Source organism: Acinetobacter sp. ANC 3882 (genome assembly GCF_022549545.1).
GTDB lineage: Bacteria > Pseudomonadota > Gammaproteobacteria > Pseudomonadales > Moraxellaceae > Acinetobacter.
This window is the reverse complement of sequence record NZ_JAKZGB010000009.1, coordinates 16,393-34,200: the sequence shown is the minus strand read 5'-3', so window position 1 is coordinate 34,200 and position 17,808 is coordinate 16,393. Positions and strand designations below refer to the sequence as shown.

Below are 17,808 nucleotides of genomic sequence, written 5' to 3'. Positions count from 1 at the left end.
CTTTAGTTAAGTTTGGTTCACGGATCAACCTTCGGAAGCTCGCAAGAGCTTTCGAATACTAGGTTAAGCGTATGGCAAATTTAAAAGAAATTCGCGCCAAAGTAGCTAGTATCAAGAGCACGCAGAAGATTACTCGCGCGATGCAAATGGTAGCTGCTTCTAAAATGCGTCGTGCGCAAGAGCGCATGGCTCAGGGCCGTCCGTATGCCGATAATATGCGCCGTGTAATTGCTCACTTAGTCCAAGCAAACCCTGAATATAAACACCGTTATATGGTTGATCGCCCTGTTAAGCGCGTTGGCTATATTGTGGTGTCTTCAGATCGTGGCTTGGCTGGTGGCTTAAACATTAACTTGTTTAAGAAAGTTGTGCAGCATGTCAAAGCACAACAAGAGCAGTCAATTGAAGTTGAATTTGCTTTGATTGGTCAAAAAGCGGTTTCGTTTTTTAAGAGCTACGGCGGTAAAGTGCTCGGTGTGACCACTCAGTTGGGTGATACACCAAGTTTGGAACAGTTAACGGGCTCAGTGCAAATTATGCTTGATGCATTTGATAAGGGCGAATTAGATCGTATCTACCTCGTATCAAATGGCTTCATCAATGCAATGACACAACAGCCTAAAGTAGAACAACTCGTTCCTTTAGCACCAGCAGAAGAGAGTGATGACCTTAACCGTACTTATGGTTGGGATTACCTCTATGAACCAGAAGCAGAAGAATTGTTAAATGGTTTGTTGGTCCGCTATATCGAGTCTATGGTTTATCAAGGTGTGATTGAAAACATCGCCTGTGAGCAATCTGCACGTATGGTCGCTATGAAAGCAGCGACGGACAATGCAGGCGATCTCATCAAGAGCCTACAACTCATTTATAACAAGCTGCGTCAAGCCGCGATTACTCAGGAAATTTCCGAGATCGTTGGTGGTGCCGCTGCCGTTTAACATTATTTTTGAATTGAGGAGACAGCAATGAGTAGCGGTCGTATCATTCAGATCATCGGCGCGGTTATCGACGTCGAGTTTGAACGTAATAGCGTTCCTAAGATCTATGAAGCTCTCCAAGTTGATGGTACTGAAACGACTTTGGAAGTTCAGCAACAGCTTGGTGATGGTGTAGTTCGTACTATCGCAATGGGTTCTACAGAAGGCCTTAAACGCGGTCTTAACGTAACCAGCACTGGCGCACCGATTTCTGTTCCAGTCGGCCCAGCTACGCTTGGTCGTATTATGGACGTTTTAGGTCGCCCAATTGATGAAGCGGGTCCTGTAGCAACTGAAGAGCGTTTACCGATTCATCGTCAAGCACCTTCTTATGCTGAACAAGCAGCTTCTACTGATCTTTTAGAAACTGGTATCAAAGTCATCGACTTACTTTGCCCGTTTGCGAAAGGTGGTAAAGTTGGTTTATTCGGTGGTGCGGGTGTTGGTAAAACCGTTAACATGATGGAGTTGATCAACAACATCGCGAAAGCACACTCAGGTTTATCTGTGTTTGCTGGTGTTGGTGAGCGTACTCGTGAAGGTAACGACTTCTATCACGAAATGAAAGATTCTAACGTTCTTGACAAAGTAGCAATGGTCTACGGTCAGATGAATGAGCCACCAGGTAACCGTTTACGCGTAGCGTTGACTGGTTTGACTATGGCTGAATATTTCCGTGATCAAAAAGACGAAAACGGTAAAGGTCGTGACGTATTATTATTCGTCGACAACATCTACCGTTATACACTTGCAGGTACTGAAGTATCAGCATTGTTAGGTCGTATGCCATCTGCAGTAGGTTACCAACCGACACTTGCAGAAGAAATGGGTGTTCTTCAAGAGCGTATTACGTCTACTAAATCTGGTTCGATCACGTCGATCCAAGCAGTATACGTACCTGCCGATGACTTAACAGATCCATCGCCTGCGACAACGTTTGCTCACTTAGACGCAACAGTTGTATTGAGCCGTGACATCGCATCTTCTGGTATTTATCCAGCGATCGATCCACTTGACTCAACTTCACGTCAGTTAGATCCATTGGTTGTTGGTGCTGAGCATTATGAAATTGCACGTTCTGTACAGAACGTATTGCAACGTTATAAAGAGCTTAAAGACATCATTGCAATCTTGGGTATGGACGAGTTAGCAGAAGAAGATAAATTGGTTGTTTACCGTGCGCGTAAAATCCAACGTTTCTTCTCTCAACCGTTCCACGTAGCTGAAGTATTTACTGGTGCTCCTGGTAAATTAGTACCACTTAAAGAAACGATTCGTGGCTTTAAAGGTCTATTAGCTGGTGAATACGATCACATCCCAGAACAAGCGTTCTATATGGTTGGTGGTATTGACGAAGTGATTGCTAAAGCCGAGAAACTTTAATTAGCAACTCTAATTTAGGAGGTTCTCATGGCGACTATGCAATGTGATGTCGTAAGTGTTAAAGAGTCAATTTACTCTGGTACAGTAACGATGTTAATCGCTAAAGGTGCGGGTGGTGAGCTTGGTATTTTGCCAGGGCACGCGCCACTTGTAACCTTGCTCCAACCTGGACCGATCCGTGTTCAGTTGGAAAATGGTACAGAAGAAATTGTTTATGTATCAGGCGGTGTGTTAGAAGTTCAGCCTCATGTTGTTACGGTTCTTGCAGATACTGCAATCCGTGCTGACAACTTGGATGAAGCTGCAATTGTAGAAGCTCGTAAACAAGCTGAACAATTGCTAGCAAATCAAAAGAGTGATTTGGACTCGGCTGCTGCACTAGCTGCGCTTGCAGAAACTGCTGCTCAGTTAGAAACGATCCGTAAGATGAAGAACCGCGCATTGTAATTTGCAGGTTTGACATAAAAAAAGCCACCGAAAGGTGGCTTTTTTTATGGAAATAAAAAGTTTAAATGTATTTAAATAGTTCTCATTATCATATAAATTTGTTGTGCTTATTTATATTATTGTAAAGTCCAAGGGAACTTAAAAATGCAATTTAAAATCGTTCTTCCACTTATTATTTCAAGTCTATTTGTTGGTTGTGCTTCTGTTCCAAAAGCTAACCCACAGCTTTCACAACAAGCAAAACAGTTATCTAATCCTGCTGATGGAAATGCCGCGATTTATGTTTATCGTTCAAATAGCGTGGTCGGTGGAGCAATCAAGAAAGATGTCTGGGTGGATGGTGAATGTTTAGGGGAGACCGCACGTGGCACATTCTTCTTAAAAGAAGTTACAGGTAATCAAGAGCATACGATTTCTACTGAGTCTGAATTTTCACCAAATCATTTAGTCCTTAAGACTGAAGCGGGCAAACGTTATTTTATCCAGCAATTTATTAAGCCAGGTGTATTTGTTGGTGGGGCAAATTTAAAACAAGTCGATACAACCACAGGTGAAAAGGCTGTGGCTGAATATCAACTCGCAGAATCTGGTAAATGCAGTAAAGCGACAATTTCACTTGATAAGAAATAACAGCAAAAGCCACCGAAAGGTGGCTTTTTATAGAAAGAATGCATAGAGCATCAAGTTTGAATCATTGGGACAAAAGCTACCAAAATTAACTTGCGGGCTGTTCGGACTCAGCTTTATTTCCTAAGACCAAAGTTGCCAATTTCACCATATCCATCTGAATGGTATTGAACTGCTTTTCAATCTTGGCAAAATCAATTTTTGAAAGATCTGTTTGACCATGCAACAACGGCATATTGAGTAACTGTTGATTTGCAGCCAATAAGCTTTGGCGAATTTGATCCACTTCCGTACTTTTTAAATTGAGTGACAGCAAGGCATCATGTAAACCATTCAATTCTTGGCTGAGTGCAGTGGTGGTGCTTTGTAAAGTTTGGACATTTTTATCTTGAATCGCTTGTTCAAGGTTGGTTTGTGATTGTTTAAGCAGAGTGACGTAGTCATCCGTCTCAATCTGTAATTTAGCGATATCACGGGCAATGTTTAACATATTGCCACGACTTAAGTTCTGAGTTTCTTGAACGGTCGTTGTGTCAGCTTGTTGATCTTCAGATGCTGTTGTTGATTGTTCCAACTCAGTTGTTTGTTCTGCCTGCTCATTGTCCTGTGGTGTTTGATCACAGCCTGTGAGCGTTAATGCTGTCGCAAATGCTGAAGCAGAGAGAATGGCTTTGATAGAGAAATTTTCCATCATGGCTGAACGACACCAGATTATGAGAGGGAAATCACTATAATGAGAAAATATGGAAAAAAAAGTAATTTTTGCAATTCAGCAACAGTTTGATGAAAGTCGGGAAGGGAAGGACCTGCTTGGTTTGAAATAGAAAAGAACAGATGAACTGCTCTTTTCTATTGTTTGATCATGCTTATTTTGCTAATTCAGCTTCAATCGCGCTGACAATACGTTCATCATCCGCAGTAATGTCTGGTGCAAAACGCGCAACAACTTCACCGTTCTTATTCACCAAGAATTTTTCAAAATTCCATAACACTTCTGGTGGATTATTGGGCGTTAAACCATAATCAACCAGATCTTTCCACCATGGGCCTTCACCCTGACGTTCTGGAATCGCTTGGGTCAGGGTTTGATATAAGGCATGCTTATCCTCACCTGCAACCGAGATCTTGGCGAATAGTGGGAAATGGACGTCATAATTCAGCGAACAGAATTGTTGAATTTCATCGTTACTGCCTGGTTCTTGCTCTAAGAAGTTGTTCGCAGGGAAACCTAGAATTTCCAAGCCTTGATCTTTCTTGGCTTGATAGAGTTTTTCCAAACCTTCGTATTGTGGTGTTAAGCCACATTTTGATGCGACATTAACAATTAGCAGTACTTTGCCTTGATATTGATCAAGATCAACATCTTGACCTTTAATGTCCTTTACGGGAATGTGATAAACCGACTGGCTCATGGGATACGTCCTAATTTGTTGTTGTGACAAGACTTGTTTGTTTTAACTGCAATTGCATCAGAGTGCAATCATCTTCCTCTCAATCCATACAAATAATGAGCAAAACCAACCCTTTGTTTAAAGCGCAGCATTTTTGAGTTGAATTGGAGTTTGTCCAGTATAGCGTTTAAAAAACTCAATAAAACTAGAACTATGATGATAACCCAATGCAAAAGCCAACTGTTTAATGGTCATTCCTTGTCGAATTTGGCTGATCGCAAAAATAATTTTGGCTCGATTACGCCATTCAGACAATGACAGTTGCAACTCTTGCTGACTCAGACGTAATACATGACGTTCACTGACAGAAAAGCCATGTAGAACTTGTTGCAGACTGGCATTAAATAAATTGGGGTCAGACAATTTTTCCAAGATTGGCGACAGAATTGGATGGTTCGTTTGCGGTAAATAATGTGAATAAGCTGGTGCTTGTTTGAGCTGATCGAATAAAACCTGTAGTAGATGCTCAAGATATTCAGGTGCGGCTTGATGTTTTTGCTGTTCTAGAATTTGCACGACCAAGGCTCTGAAAAAAGGTTCAATGCTAAAGCAACGGCAGATATCACCTAAAAATGCACCAAAGTTAGGATGCAAGCGAATGCAAATATAATGGATTTCATGCTCAACAGGTAGCGATTGGTGTTCAGTTCGTGGCGGCAGCCACAGCCCATAACTCGGTGGAGAAAGGTAATATTTTCCTTCAATATCAAATTCTAAAGTGCCATTTAAACTAAAATTGAAATCCCCCCAAAGTGAAGAATGTGGCGTGACAATATCATCTTTTTGATATAGAAATTCATGTACTTCGATACCATGTAAAAATGGGAATTGTTCAGTCGCTGCAAGCTTCATTCAGGGGACTCATTTTAGTTTTCGTAACCCACTTTAGGATTGTTTAAGCCTTTGGCTAAAGTGAAGATGCTAATTAAAGCTAAGGCAACAAAGCTAATTACACCATAAATTAAGATATTTTCATTGAAATGATCAACTACGTAACCACCGAGTAATGATCCAGTTGCGATCATGACTTGGAACATGCCGACGAACAATGGCATACCTTTCTCTACGGCATGTGGTGCGTGTACAAACATCCAGATATTGGCTGAGGTTGGGAAAGCACCGAAAGCAAAGCCCCATAACGCAGTGAGAATAATTGCACCGAGCTCGTGAATTGCAAAGATCGGGAAGCCAAAGAACACAATGGCAAAACAGATTCCTACAAAGGCAAGGGTATAACGTACATTTAAATTACCGCTATAGCCTGCAAATGCATTACCAAAAATACCTGCAATACCATAAAGCAACAGCAGTGAACTAATGGTGGTGCCATCAAAGCCAGCGATATTTTTAAAGAAAGGTGCCAAGTAGCTATACGCACAGAAGTGAGCTAGGCCGATCAGCAAGACAATCAGCATCCCGCTACGTGCTTTGGGTGTACGTAATAATGCAGGTAGATCGCGTAAATGAATAGCAGACTCAGGTTTCAGCTCAGGTAAGAAAATCACTTGTAGGATTAAAACCAGTAGTCCAATGACTGCGGTAATCCCAAAAGCACTGCGCCAGCCATAGAATTCACTCAACCATGTCCCGATTGGAACACCTAAAACGGTTGCAAATGTAACACCGGCCATCACAATCGCGGTGGCTTTGGCAATGGGTAAATGGGGTGGCGCAAGCTTGCCACTTAAGGCGATTGCAGTTGCCCAGAACCCACCGATTGAGATACCAAGGACTAAGCGGCTCAGCAGTAACACATTGAAGCTATCTGCAAAAGCAGTAATGGTATTGGCAATGACCATAATCGCGGTGAGGAGAATCAATACATAGCGACGATCTAGCTGCTTGACTGAGATGGGCAATAGTGGCGCAGCAATAGCAGCCATAACGCCTGGTAAAGTAATGATTAAACCTGCTGTACCGACGGAAATATTTAAGTCAGCTGCAACACTATTGAGTACGCCAACGGGTAAGAATTCACTGGTGACCAGTGCAAAAGCACCAATGGCAACAGCTAAAATCGCATACCAACTGCCTTGCGTGGTTTCGATGGGTCGTGCATCTGAAGAAGTGGATTGTTCCATGTGAATATCCTGATTTGTCAGTAGGATGACAAAAGGGTGAAGAATAAATGAATTTTTTTATAACGATCGATATAAAATAAAATAGAGGATAAAAATTGCGACGTCAATTAATTTATTAACGATCGTTATGAAAATATATGTGACTCTTATGACAAATCAACATGAGTCTTTCTGTGTCAGAGCTAGGGGACGATTCTGAAAAAAACAGCCGTCCCGAAGAGTTGAATAGGATAGAGCACTCATGCTTTAGATAGAAAAATGATCCATTCAGCCGCCATTATGAGTTTTCATAACGGGTTTTAGGATTGTTCAAGCCACGCGCCAATGTAAAGATCAAGATGAGAGAACAGAGCACCAGAGGTAACATCGCAAAAAATAAGATTGTGCCATTAAAGTGATCGACAATAATCCCACCGAACATACTGCCTAACGCAATCAGGATTAAAAAAGTCAAAGTGACCATTGGCATCCCTTTCTCAACCGCTTCAGGTGCGTGCGTAAACATCCAGATATTTACCGCAGTTGGGATAATGCCATAAGCGAAGCCCCATAAAGCAGTTAACACAATGGCAAGCATGACATGCGTACCAAACAAGGGCAGAGTTAAAAATGCAAGGAAGAAGGCAATACCACTCACTGCAAATGTATAACGGATATTGATTTGACCGAGGTAGCCTGCAAAAATGTTGCCAAAAATCCCTGCAATGCCATATACCAACAATAAACGGCTAATCAGATTGTCAGAGAAATCCATCTGATGTTTAAAAAAGGCAGAAAAATAACTATAAATGGCAAAGTGAGCAAAGCCCATAAAAATAAAAATGATCAGACCCTTACGTGCAGCAGGATGTTGCACCAGGATTGGAAGCTCTTTCCAACGTAATGAAGAGGATGGTTTTAATGATGGAAGGTACAGATATTGGAAGATAAACAGTAGCACGCCCAACAGTGCAATGACCGTAAAAGAAGTCTGCCAACCATTATATTGAGCCAGCCATGTTCCCATGGGCACACCCAATACACTGGCTAAAGTTACCCCAAAAGCCACCCATGCAGTCGCTTTGGCAATGGGTAAATGGGGTGGTGCAAGACGGCCACTCAAGGCGACAGCTGTTGCCCAAAAACCACCAATTGCGACGCCCAAAATAATACGACCGATTAATAACGTGATGAAATTAGGTGCAAATGCAGTGAGCAAATTCGCAACACTCATCAACAGGGTTAAAATCAGCAGCAAAGAACGCCGATCTAGCGTTTTGGCAGAAATAGGAATAAGTACTGCGGCAAACATCCCGACAATTGCAGTTAAAGATACGGTTAGACCTGCTGTGCCAACTGAGATTTGAAAGTCCCGTGCAATTTCGTTGAGAACACCAACGGCAAGAAATTCACCCGTAACCATAGCAAAAGCGCTGAGAGTTACAGATAAAAGTGCAAACCAATTGCCTTGAGCAGGATTTGATTCAATGGGGAGTATCTCGGTTGAAGATGGGTTTTCCATGTGAATTTCCTTATTTGTCATTAATATGACAAAAGGGTGAAGAAGAAATGAATTTTTTTATAACGATCGATATAAAATAAAATAGTTGATAAAAGTTACTGCGTCAATTAATTTAGTAATGATCGTTATGAAAATATTTGTGACTCTTATGACAAATGCACATGAGCCTCTGCCAACACTGGGTGAGGATAGCTTGAAAAAAAAGCGCGGCCGTCCAAAGTGCTTTGACGAGCAGCAGGCTTTGGAAAAAGCCATGTTGTTATTTTGGGAGCATGGTTATGAAGCCACATCGATCAGTGATTTAACGCAAGCGCTAGAGCTGACTGCACCGAGCTTATATAGTAGCTTTGGTGATAAAGCTGGGCTGTTTTATAAATGCATTGATTATTATTTGGCACATGAAGCTTGTCCGATTGTTCCTATTTTCTTAGAAGCCAAAACTGCCAAAGTTGCATTTGAGCTTTATTTGTATGACAACGTTAAACGTTTGGCTCAACCCAATAAACCAGCAGGTTGTATGTTGGTTGTTGCGACCATGAGCTGTTCCGACAATGCACAGGCGGTGCAACACAATATTCTGGAAAAACGTTTGCAGACCAAGCAAAAACTGTTTGAGCGTTTAGAGCAGGGAGTTGCCAACGGTGATTTATCAGCAACAGCGCCTCTACAGGAAATGACAGACTTCTATGCAACGGTTGTACAGGGCCTGACTATCCAAGCACGAGATGGCGCAACAGTGGAACAATTGCACAAAGTGGTTGAGCATGCCATGCGAGCTTGGGAGTTGTTCTAGACTGTGATGTCGTGACTGCGATATAAATGTCTGAAATACGATATTTCAATTATTTTGGACATCTTCCACAATACTCACATTGCCGAGATATAGTGAGAAAATGATGGGTCAGTTGAGTAAGTACCAAAAATGGGCCTTCGTATTGCCCTTGATTGCGGTATTGATTTGGTCGATGAATATTGCAGTGACACGCTATGTGGCGGACTACATTTCACCTGTCAGTATTAGTTTTTATCGCTGGTTGGTTGCCTTTCTTATTTTAACGCCGTTTATGTTGCCGAAAGTGTGGCAGCAGCGTGATTTAATTCGTCCATTTATTCCTAAATTAGCAGTACTCAGTGCTTTTGGGATGGTATTGTACCAAGGTCTATCTTATACCGCTGCGCACTATACCACGGCGACCAATATGGGCATTGTGAATGCCTTTGTGCCAATTTTTACTATCTTTATTTCTTATTTTATTCTAAAAGATGCACCAAATCGCTTTGCCATTTTTGGCAGTTTATTATCTTTTGCCGGTCTGATTTATGTGATGAGTCAAGGCCACCTGTCAAAGCTATTTGATCAGGGTGGGCATTGGGGTGATGCGGTCATGGTATTGGCTGTTGGTTTCTATGCTTTTTATGGCGTGTTTTTGAAAAAATGGCAATTACAGCTTCCTTTAATGAGCAGCCTGTATGTACAAATCGGTTTTGCGTTGTTGTATCACGTCCCATTCTTACTCTGGTTTGGCCTAGATGGAATTAATGCACAGAATGCAGCGAGTGTTCTCTATGCAGGCATGTTCCCTTCGTTGATCGCACCGTTATTATGGATGGTGGCAGTACAGGCCATTGGCCCAAACCGGACCAGTATTTTTATGAACTTAATGCCTGTATTCACTGCGATTATTGCGAGTTTTTGGTTGTCAGAGCACTGGACCATTTACCATACCATTGGGGGTCTAATGATCCTGATGGGGATCATTATGGCGCAGAAGAAAACCGTTAAAGCATCAGTTCCACTGGCTGAGTCTGCATCTTAAATGTGAAAATGCGTGGTGTGTTTGTTCAAAATAACAACAAACGCACCAAAAATATTTTTTTATGACTGTGCTTTCTATATGATTTGCAAATATATTTTTAAGATTTACTAAATTTATGATCAAAAAAAAGCTGAATAAAAATATCAATATAATTTTATTGAAAATAAGCAAGTGACAAAATTGGTACGCTTTTCACACTTTTTGTTAGATAAATAATATATTTGTATAAATGGGACGATTCCCTCATAATACCAACCACAGCAAGATGATTCATTTTTAGAATGAATAAGTTGCTTACCAAATTTACGAACCCTCTGGATGTGATTATACACATCCTTTTTATGCTCAGTTATCCCTATATAACTGAGCTTTTTTTTGTCCGCTATTCACCTAATTAGGCACGAACAACTTCACCTGTCAGTGCATTCAAAATGCGACTTGGTTCTCGGCTCAATCCTAAAGCACCTTCGAGATAATTTAATTTATTGTCAAAATAACCTTGAGCATCTTCTAGGCTATGGGCAGGGGTAAGGCCCGCAGGGTTCGCACTGGTAGAGACGATGAAACCACCAAATTGCTGGCAGAGTTGCATGCACAGTGGATGCGTGGTCACCCGAACTGCAACTAAAGGGTGCTGGCCTTTAATCCATGTTGGGATGTGTTGATCAACAGGGAGTAACCAAGTGGTGGCCCGCTCTGTCGGAAGACGGTTTGACCAACTGGCGATGACTTGCTGACGCAGATCGGCGTTTAAGTTTTGCAGTAAATGTTCGACTTGATCTAAATGCCCTGCCAATAAAATCACCCCTTTTTCAACGGGACGATGTTTTAGCTCTAAAATGTCTTGAAATGCTTGCTCATTAAATGGATCACAGCCTAATCCCCAGACGGCTTCTGTTGGATAAGCCAGAACTTGCCCTTGTTTTAAAAGTTGAGCTGCTTCAGAAATTGAGGAAGTAATCATGGGATGTATGTGAAAACAGGAGAGGGTGTGACTAGTTTAATGCATTGGGCGGCAACGTAAATAGCGTCCCGCTTGTTGCATGCATAAACCGAGTAATTCTAACTCCATCAATTGTGCAGTCAGTTCTGCAATTGGCATCGGGTGACGTTGGATCAACTGATCTAAGTCTTGTCCCACCCAATCTAAAACTTGATAAAGTGCAATCAGATGATTGGGCAGGCTTGGAGGGGCGGCGGGTGCTTGTTCGGTGGTTTGTTGCTGGGTTTGCCATTGCGTTGGTAATGCAAGATCTTCGATGACTTGTTCGGGATGATCGACCAGAATCGCACCTTCTCGAATCAGTTGATGACAGCCTTGATGATGCTCACTATAAATATGTCCAGGAATTGCGAACACCATTTTACCTTGTGTTGCCGCTTCATTGGCGGTGATGAGAGAACCACTTTTGAGTGCTGCTTCTACCACTAAGACACCGAGGCTAAGACCACTGACAATGCGATTCCGCCTTGGAAAATGTTGTTGTAAGGGCATCGTGGTGGGGAGAAACTCGGTGACAATCGCACCAGATTGCACAATTTGTTGTGCCAGTTGAGTATGTTGTGATGGATAAACCGTATCCAAACCTGTGCCCGTAACGGCAATGGTGCGCTGATGTGCCAATCCACCTTGATGTGCGGCTTGATCAATCCCATGTGCGAGTCCGCTACTAATATAAAAGCCTTTTTCACTTAAATAATAAGCAAAATCATAGGCAACCTGCCGTCCATGTGGACTTGGTTTGCGGCTGCCCACCATGGCAATTTGAGGTTGTAATAATGCTTGTGCCTGACCTTGTCCAAATAAAATCGGTGGACGATCTACATACGGCAGCAGTTGAGTTGGGTAGCCAATATCATCAGGCGTTAAAATAAAGTCGCTATGTTTGCAAATCAACTGAATCTGTTGTTCAAATTGTTGTTGACCTTGCGGCGTTTGGAATTCTGCTAAACGTTTTAAATGATTGGCATGTAAGCCAAGTTGAGACCATTCAGAGAAACGCTGTGGTAGCGTGGCTTGTTCACAATTGCCAAAATGTTGCTGAATTTTGGCAAAACTTGAGAGTGAATGTTGAACCAAGTACCACACCAACACCGTGTGATAGTGATGAGGCGATAGTTGATTCAACATAAGTGATTACTTAGTCATCGAGACGAGGTGGTTTAATATCTGAACCAATCTTGATTGGTAGCTCGCTCTCGAGTACATAGGCATAGCTGATTCGATCAAAACTCTTAAAAACCATGACGCTACCCAAATATTGCCCAGGTAGTTTTACTTGCTCTTTGGTCTTCGGATCTCGTACAACTTCGCCATCTTGGTAAATACTGAACACTTGCCCCGTTTCTACCCCATCGATAGTACCGCGATCGACAGTGACGACGCCATTTTTGGCCGCTGTACCAATCGATCCCATCACGCGAATGATTTTGCCACCGTCTTTCACTTGATTGGCATCAATAGGATAGAACAACGTCGGTAACATGGCATCTTGTTCAGCCATGACGCGATCGCCACGACGAACTTCACCGTTATAACTATCTGTCAGCTCAACTGTAGTGATGTCGTTTTCATTACGAATCGCAACGCCTGACGCGACTTGGGTCAGTTCAACACCAAGAACCTGCTTTTTGCCATTTTCCAAGACAACATAAGGTTCGCCTTCGCGGAATACGCCGTAACGTTGACCGTTTTCAAGTCCTTTACCGCGAGCATAAACGCTTTGACCTTTACCTGCGAGTACACGATTATCTGCTGTACCCAAAATATAAGGGGTATTGGCAATCGCATCTGCTGGCAGAACTGAAGTACGTTCTAGCCATTGTTGAATATGAGCCAATGGAATCACTGGAACACTATTATTCAATGCTTCGACACGAACTTGCGGACGTAAGTTTGATGTATTGCCTGTATAGCGGCGAATGATACCGTCACAGCCATCACCTTCATCTTTACCGATTAAAGGTTTGCCGTTCAAACTACAAAGTAGTAAGCGATCCCCTGGATAAATCCAATGCGGATTTTTCACATGTTTATTGCTTGCCCAAATTTCTGGCCAGCGCCAAGGCTTATTTAAAAACTTACCTGAAATATCCCAAAGCGTATCGCCTTTTTTCACCACATAGACATGCGGTGCCCCCACTTTTACCGAAGGTGGGCTGACATTCGGGCTTGCTGCATGAGCAAAATTCACGCTCATACCCAATCCCGCACAAATCGCAGCGGCAATCAGTTGTTTTTTTAACCCCAAGGCATGAAATGAGTGTATGCCGTTTAAAACCTTTTTCATTATCATAATTCCTAAAAATTATGTGTGTAGTTGCGCTATAATAACGACTTTACACACAATTTTTTTTTGATCAAGCATTCCCTTCAGTTGGTTTTCTGATCAATGGCTTAAGTGAGGACGACAGTATGGCCTTATTACCTATTCTAAGTTTTCCTGATTCCCGCCTTCGTACCATTGCCAAGCCAGTCGAAGAAGTCACTGATGATATTCGTCAGCTTGCAGCAGATATGTTTGAAACCATGTACGAGGCACCGGGTATAGGTTTAGCGGCAACTCAGGTTGATCATCATATTCAGCTTATTGTTATGGACATCTCTGAAGAGAAAAACCAACCGATGGTGTTCATTAACCCCAAAGTCACTCCACTGACCGAAGATACTCAGCCTTATGAAGAAGGCTGTCTCTCTGTGCCTCAAATATACGACAAAGTTGAGCGTCCGTCACGCGTAAAAATCGAGGCAATTAACCTTGAAGGTCAAGCATTTGTGTTAGAAGCTGACGAACTTCTCGCTGTTTGTATTCAACATGAAATGGATCACTTAAATGGCAAGCTTTTTGTTGATTATTTATCGCCATTGAAGCGCCAACGTGCCCGTGAAAAAGTGGAAAAATTGGTTCGCCAACGCGAAAAAGAAAAAGTTGCAGTCAAACGTTAAGCTTTAAAATCATTTAAAGATGTTTTCTTTGTTTCGTTGTGGCCTGCTACTTGCGTTAACCGCGGTCTGTTTACAGATTGCGGTTTTCTTGCAGCCGCTACTTCCGAAGCAATATCAAATCGCGCCTGTGTGTGAAACGATTACTAAGGCCTTACTTTTGCCTCAAGCAGAAACAGCACATAGTCACTCGGCACACAGGTCGCAGCATCACAGCCATCAACTTGAACAAACGCAAGTTTCGATGCCACAACATGACCATCACGATCTGAATCATCAATGTCAGTACTGTACGGTCTATGCCAATCTGGTATTACCCCCTGAATTGGGCGTGAAAGAGGTTTTAGTCCGAATCCAAGTCCGTTTAGTTGCTTATCAACAAGCGTTTAAGCATGTTTATTTTGCACTACAGCGGCTGTTCTTATTACCTCAAGGGAGAGCCCCACCACTCTTTGCATAAATTAAAACGTCAATTTCATTAGGGTTTTCAAAACTCTAGCTTAGTTTTACTTATGTTTTAAGAGAGACCAATCATGGCTCAACCTAAATTTTTATTACAACCGCTCACGGTTGCGATCTTGGCTACCTCAAATACGGCACTGGTTTGGGCAAATCCAGTTGTACCAGCAGACAACTCACATGCGCATGTTGCACTTGCACCAATTGTTGTGACGGCACAACAACCCAATGAGAACAATGGTTTGGTGGTACAAGCTGATCCTAAACAGCCGATCCAACCAGTCCCTGCAACCGATGGGGCAGATTATTTACAAAGTATTATGGGTTTTAATGCCATTAAAAATGGCGGTACCAATGGTGATGTCACCTTCCGTGGCATGTTTGGTTCACGCATTAAAATGCTAGTCGATGGCAGTGAAAACCTTGGGGCATGTCCATCTAGAATGGATGCGCCAACCTCATATATTCAACCTGAAAGCTTTGACAAAATCACCGTCATTAAAGGGCCACAAACGGTTCAATATGCAACGCCTGGTTCTGCGGCAACCGTGATTTTTGAGCGTCAACCTGAGAACCTGAGCAAAGATCAGCCATATCGAGGACAGGCCAGTGTGGTGATGGGCTCTTATGGTCGTCTTGATCATAATGTTGAAGCAGCGGTGGGTGATGAAACTAAATACGCCCGTCTCAATGCCAATCGTTCTGAAGCGAATGATTATAAAGATGGTGATGATCAATCTGTTCATTCGAATTGGAAACGCTGGAATGCTGACCTGGCTTTAGGTTGGAAGCCGACAGATGATTCATGGTTAGAACTACGTGCAGGTAAAGGTGATGGCGAAGCCGCATATGCGGGTCGTCCTATGGATGGTTCACAGTTTAAACGTGAAAGCCTTGGTTTACATGCAGAGCAGAAAAACCTGACTGATGTGATTAAGAAAGTCGAAGCACAGGTGGACTATAGCTATAACAATCACATCATGGATAATTTCCGTTTACGTACCCCGCCAATGACAACCATGAAGATGCATGGGATGGAGATGACGGTACCCAATAAAATGGAAATGGAAGTTGCTCGCCGTACCTTGAACACCCGTTTAGCTGTTACCACCGATTGGGACAAGTTCAGTGTCGTGTCTGGGGTTGATACTCAGCACAACAAGCATGGCGGCAACATGATCATGTATGCCATGCCAAGCATGAACTCACCATTTAGCAATGATCTCAAATTCCAGTCTTATGGCGCGTTTAGTGAATGGACTTATAACACTGACGCGAATCAAAAATGGGTCGCTGGTGCGCGTGTAGATCAAGTTAAAATTGATAGTCTGGAAAATGGCAAAAATCGAAGTGATACCAACCCAAGCGGTTTTATCCGTATCGAAAAAACCTTACCTGAACATGGCTTAAAAACCTATGCAGGTCTGGGCTATGTGGAACGTACCCCAGATTTTTGGGAACTCTATAGTACATCAACTGATCATGGTGTGGGTTCAACCGATATGATGGGTAAAACCAGTTATCGGATGCTTGATAATTTAGATAATTTGCAAAAAGAACGTACGGCTCAGTTGGATATGGGCTTTCAGGCTGAGCATGGTGCATGGAACACATGGGCATCTGCGTATGCTGGTTTAATCAAAGACTTTATTCTGCTGCAATATAATGGTTCAAGTGATCGCTCACCTTTGGCGCGTAATGTGGATGCAACTATTGCTGGTGCAGAAGCAGGCGTTGGTTATCAATTTACAGATCATCTTCAAGCTGATGTTTCAACCATGTATGCATGGGGTAAAAACACCTCAGATGGTCGTGCTTTACCGCAGATTGCACCGTTAGAAGGACGCATTAATCTCCGTTATGTCGAAGAAAAATATAGCTTGGGTTTATTGTGGCGTACGGTTGCAAAGCAAAATCGTATCAGCCTGAATGAGGGGAATGTGGTTGGCTATGATATGAACCAAAGCAAAGCATTTAATACGTTAGCTTTGAATGGCACATACAAATTAACAGATGCCGTTGATGTTTCTGTTGGTGTCGATAATGTTTTGGATAAAACCTATACCGAGCATCTCAATAAAGCAGGGGCTTCGATGTTTGGTTATGGCGCCAGTGAGCAGTTCAATAATATTGGACGAAACTACTGGATGCGCATGAGCATGAAGTTCTAAGTGATAAAAAAACAAGGTGGAGATGTCCACCTTGTTTTTTTTGGGTTTAAGCCAAGCAGTCTTGTTTTGGCATTAAACTATCGCAATACAACGGATTTAAAGCACATTGCAAATCATCAATCTGTTCTTGGGTGACATAGCCTTTGGCTTTTAAGTATTCTGCTACGCGATCATCACGTAGACTTAAAAACGCCGCATCATAAACGCCTAAATCGACAAATAAAGCGGCGGTTTCCAAGCTATTAAAGTGATCTAAAAACACATCATTTTCATACATCAGGAAAATATGGGTGAGTACTGCATTAGCATCGACTTTTAAGCGCTGTGCTAATTGTTCAGGACGTGTTTTGATAAACAGTAAATCTGACAGTTCATCAAACTGAGTTTTATCCAATTGGTTTTCACCACCTTTGGCATGTGCCAGCCATGCTTTGAAGACCAAAACCGCACCGCCACGTAACAGCATACTCCAGATTTGATGACGTGTTTCATGGTCAAGATGAGATGATTCTGTTTCGAGTACTTCTAAAAAAGTCTCTTCTTGCTCTGCCAGTTTTTCAAATAAGCCGAGACCTTGTGGGTGATAAGCAGCAGGTGCAAACACATCAAAATTCAGTTGATTAAATACATTGAGTGCCAGCGGAACAGCAGCTTGGTAAAGCGTATTCAGTGCACGTAAATGTGTTTCATCCAGTTTGCTATGAAAGAAGATATTCTGCCAGTCCAATTCAGGTAAGAGTGCATTGGCACTGTATTGGCGATAGAACTGTTGTGAGCTATGGTCTGTTGTGGGGTGACTGTTATTCATGATCAATGTCCTTTTTGACAATTTGTGATGAGAAACCCAAAAGGAGTAGATCTAGGTCTCTATTAACTTGATCAATTTATGCGGTATCAGGAAAACAAGTAGAATACGACTAAAGTTGTAGATGTGATTTATGGGGTAAA

The 17,808-nt window shown here is 42.3% G+C and carries 18 protein-coding genes; 9 read left to right on the top strand and 9 right to left on the bottom strand.

The annotated features are described in order from the left end of the window. Positions 1-71 precede the first annotated feature (71 nt). The 4 genes from atpG to MMO42_RS14875 all read left to right on the top strand — a co-directional run bounded on the left by atpG (position 72) and on the right by MMO42_RS14875 (position 3,440). Positions 72-941 carry a F0F1 ATP synthase subunit gamma gene (gene atpG / locus MMO42_RS14890; RefSeq protein ID WP_005154453.1) on the top strand — a complete coding sequence of 290 codons (870 nt, stop codon included), beginning with the start codon at positions 72-74 and terminating at the stop codon, positions 939-941. A 27-nt stretch (positions 942-968) separates the two neighbouring features. Beyond that, positions 969-2,363, top strand: a complete 1,395-nt coding sequence (gene atpD, locus MMO42_RS14885; RefSeq protein ID WP_004801985.1) for a F0F1 ATP synthase subunit beta — start codon at positions 969-971, stop codon at positions 2,361-2,363. Between the two features lie 27 nt (positions 2,364-2,390). After that, the gene (locus tag MMO42_RS14880; RefSeq protein WP_005291039.1) at positions 2,391-2,810 is read left to right on the top strand and encodes a F0F1 ATP synthase subunit epsilon; all 420 of its coding nucleotides are present in this window, start codon (positions 2,391-2,393) and stop codon (positions 2,808-2,810) included. A 144-nt stretch (positions 2,811-2,954) separates the two neighbouring features. Next, on the top strand, positions 2,955-3,440 hold the full coding sequence (locus tag MMO42_RS14875) for a DUF2846 domain-containing protein (protein ID WP_005291041.1): 486 nt from the start codon (positions 2,955-2,957) through the stop codon (positions 3,438-3,440). A gap of 85 nt (positions 3,441-3,525) precedes the next feature. Here the strand turns inward: MMO42_RS14875 and MMO42_RS14870 are convergent, their stop codons facing one another. The 5 genes from MMO42_RS14870 to MMO42_RS14850 all read right to left on the bottom strand — a co-directional run bounded on the left by MMO42_RS14870 (position 3,526) and on the right by MMO42_RS14850 (position 8,470). Next, positions 3,526-4,131 carry a hypothetical protein gene (locus MMO42_RS14870; RefSeq protein ID WP_241321114.1) on the bottom strand — a complete coding sequence of 202 codons (606 nt, stop codon included), beginning with the start codon at positions 4,129-4,131 and terminating at the stop codon, positions 3,526-3,528. 172 nt (positions 4,132-4,303) lie between these two features. Beyond that, positions 4,304-4,849, bottom strand: coding sequence for a glutathione peroxidase (locus MMO42_RS14865; RefSeq protein WP_005291047.1), 546 nt, complete (start codon positions 4,847-4,849; stop codon positions 4,304-4,306). A 117-nt stretch (positions 4,850-4,966) separates the two neighbouring features. After that, entirely contained in the window at positions 4,967-5,740 is a 774-nt protein-coding gene (locus MMO42_RS14860) for a helix-turn-helix transcriptional regulator (RefSeq protein ID WP_241321113.1), read from the bottom strand. 14 nt (positions 5,741-5,754) lie between these two features. Beyond that, positions 5,755-6,969, bottom strand: coding sequence for an MFS transporter (locus MMO42_RS14855; protein WP_241321112.1), 1,215 nt, complete (start codon positions 6,967-6,969; stop codon positions 5,755-5,757). 277 nt (positions 6,970-7,246) lie between these two features. Beyond that, positions 7,247-8,470 (bottom strand): MFS transporter, encoded by a 1,224-nt coding sequence (locus MMO42_RS14850; RefSeq protein WP_241321111.1) that lies wholly within the window; start codon positions 8,468-8,470, stop codon positions 7,247-7,249. Positions 8,471-8,618: 148 nt separating this feature from the next. Between MMO42_RS14850 and MMO42_RS14845 the strand changes: the two genes are divergently transcribed. Beyond that, the gene (locus tag MMO42_RS14845) at positions 8,619-9,263 is read left to right on the top strand and encodes a TetR/AcrR family transcriptional regulator (RefSeq protein WP_241321110.1); all 645 of its coding nucleotides are present in this window, start codon (positions 8,619-8,621) and stop codon (positions 9,261-9,263) included. 103 nt (positions 9,264-9,366) lie between these two features. Further along, a complete protein-coding gene (locus tag MMO42_RS14840) occupies positions 9,367-10,287 on the top strand; it encodes a DMT family transporter (RefSeq protein ID WP_241321208.1) in 921 nt (306 codons plus the stop codon). 394 nt (positions 10,288-10,681) lie between these two features. On the opposite strand, the gene MMO42_RS14835 is transcribed toward MMO42_RS14840, so the two are convergent. Genes MMO42_RS14835 through MMO42_RS14825 form a run of 3 tightly spaced genes read right to left on the bottom strand, consistent with a single transcriptional unit; the run spans position 10,682 to position 13,577 of the window. Next, on the bottom strand, positions 10,682-11,251 hold the full coding sequence (locus MMO42_RS14835) for a Sua5/YciO/YrdC/YwlC family protein (RefSeq protein ID WP_241321109.1): 570 nt from the start codon (positions 11,249-11,251) through the stop codon (positions 10,682-10,684). 36 nt (positions 11,252-11,287) lie between these two features. Continuing rightward, positions 11,288-12,418, bottom strand: a complete 1,131-nt coding sequence (dprA, locus tag MMO42_RS14830; protein ID WP_241321108.1) for a DNA-processing protein DprA — start codon at positions 12,416-12,418, stop codon at positions 11,288-11,290. Between the two features lie 10 nt (positions 12,419-12,428). Beyond that, positions 12,429-13,577: a LysM peptidoglycan-binding domain-containing protein gene (locus MMO42_RS14825; protein ID WP_241321107.1), complete on the bottom strand. Its 1,149-nt coding sequence runs from the start codon at positions 13,575-13,577 to the stop codon at positions 12,429-12,431. A 125-nt stretch (positions 13,578-13,702) separates the two neighbouring features. On the opposite strand from MMO42_RS14825, the gene def reads away from it, so the two are divergent. From def to MMO42_RS14810, 3 genes are all read left to right on the top strand, one after another. Next, a complete protein-coding gene (def, locus tag MMO42_RS14820) occupies positions 13,703-14,233 on the top strand; it encodes a peptide deformylase (RefSeq protein WP_005154485.1) in 531 nt (176 codons plus the stop codon). A 19-nt stretch (positions 14,234-14,252) separates the two neighbouring features. Continuing rightward, positions 14,253-14,690 (top strand): DUF2946 family protein, encoded by a 438-nt coding sequence (locus MMO42_RS14815; RefSeq protein ID WP_241321106.1) that lies wholly within the window; start codon positions 14,253-14,255, stop codon positions 14,688-14,690. 73 nt (positions 14,691-14,763) lie between these two features. Continuing rightward, positions 14,764-16,860: a TonB-dependent copper receptor gene (locus MMO42_RS14810; protein ID WP_241321105.1), complete on the top strand. Its 2,097-nt coding sequence runs from the start codon at positions 14,764-14,766 to the stop codon at positions 16,858-16,860. Positions 16,861-16,906: 46 nt separating this feature from the next. Here MMO42_RS14810 and MMO42_RS14805 read toward each other — a convergent pair whose 3' ends face one another. Continuing rightward, positions 16,907-17,668: a hypothetical protein gene (locus tag MMO42_RS14805; protein ID WP_241321104.1), complete on the bottom strand. Its 762-nt coding sequence runs from the start codon at positions 17,666-17,668 to the stop codon at positions 16,907-16,909. Positions 17,669-17,808: the final 140 nt, after the last annotated feature.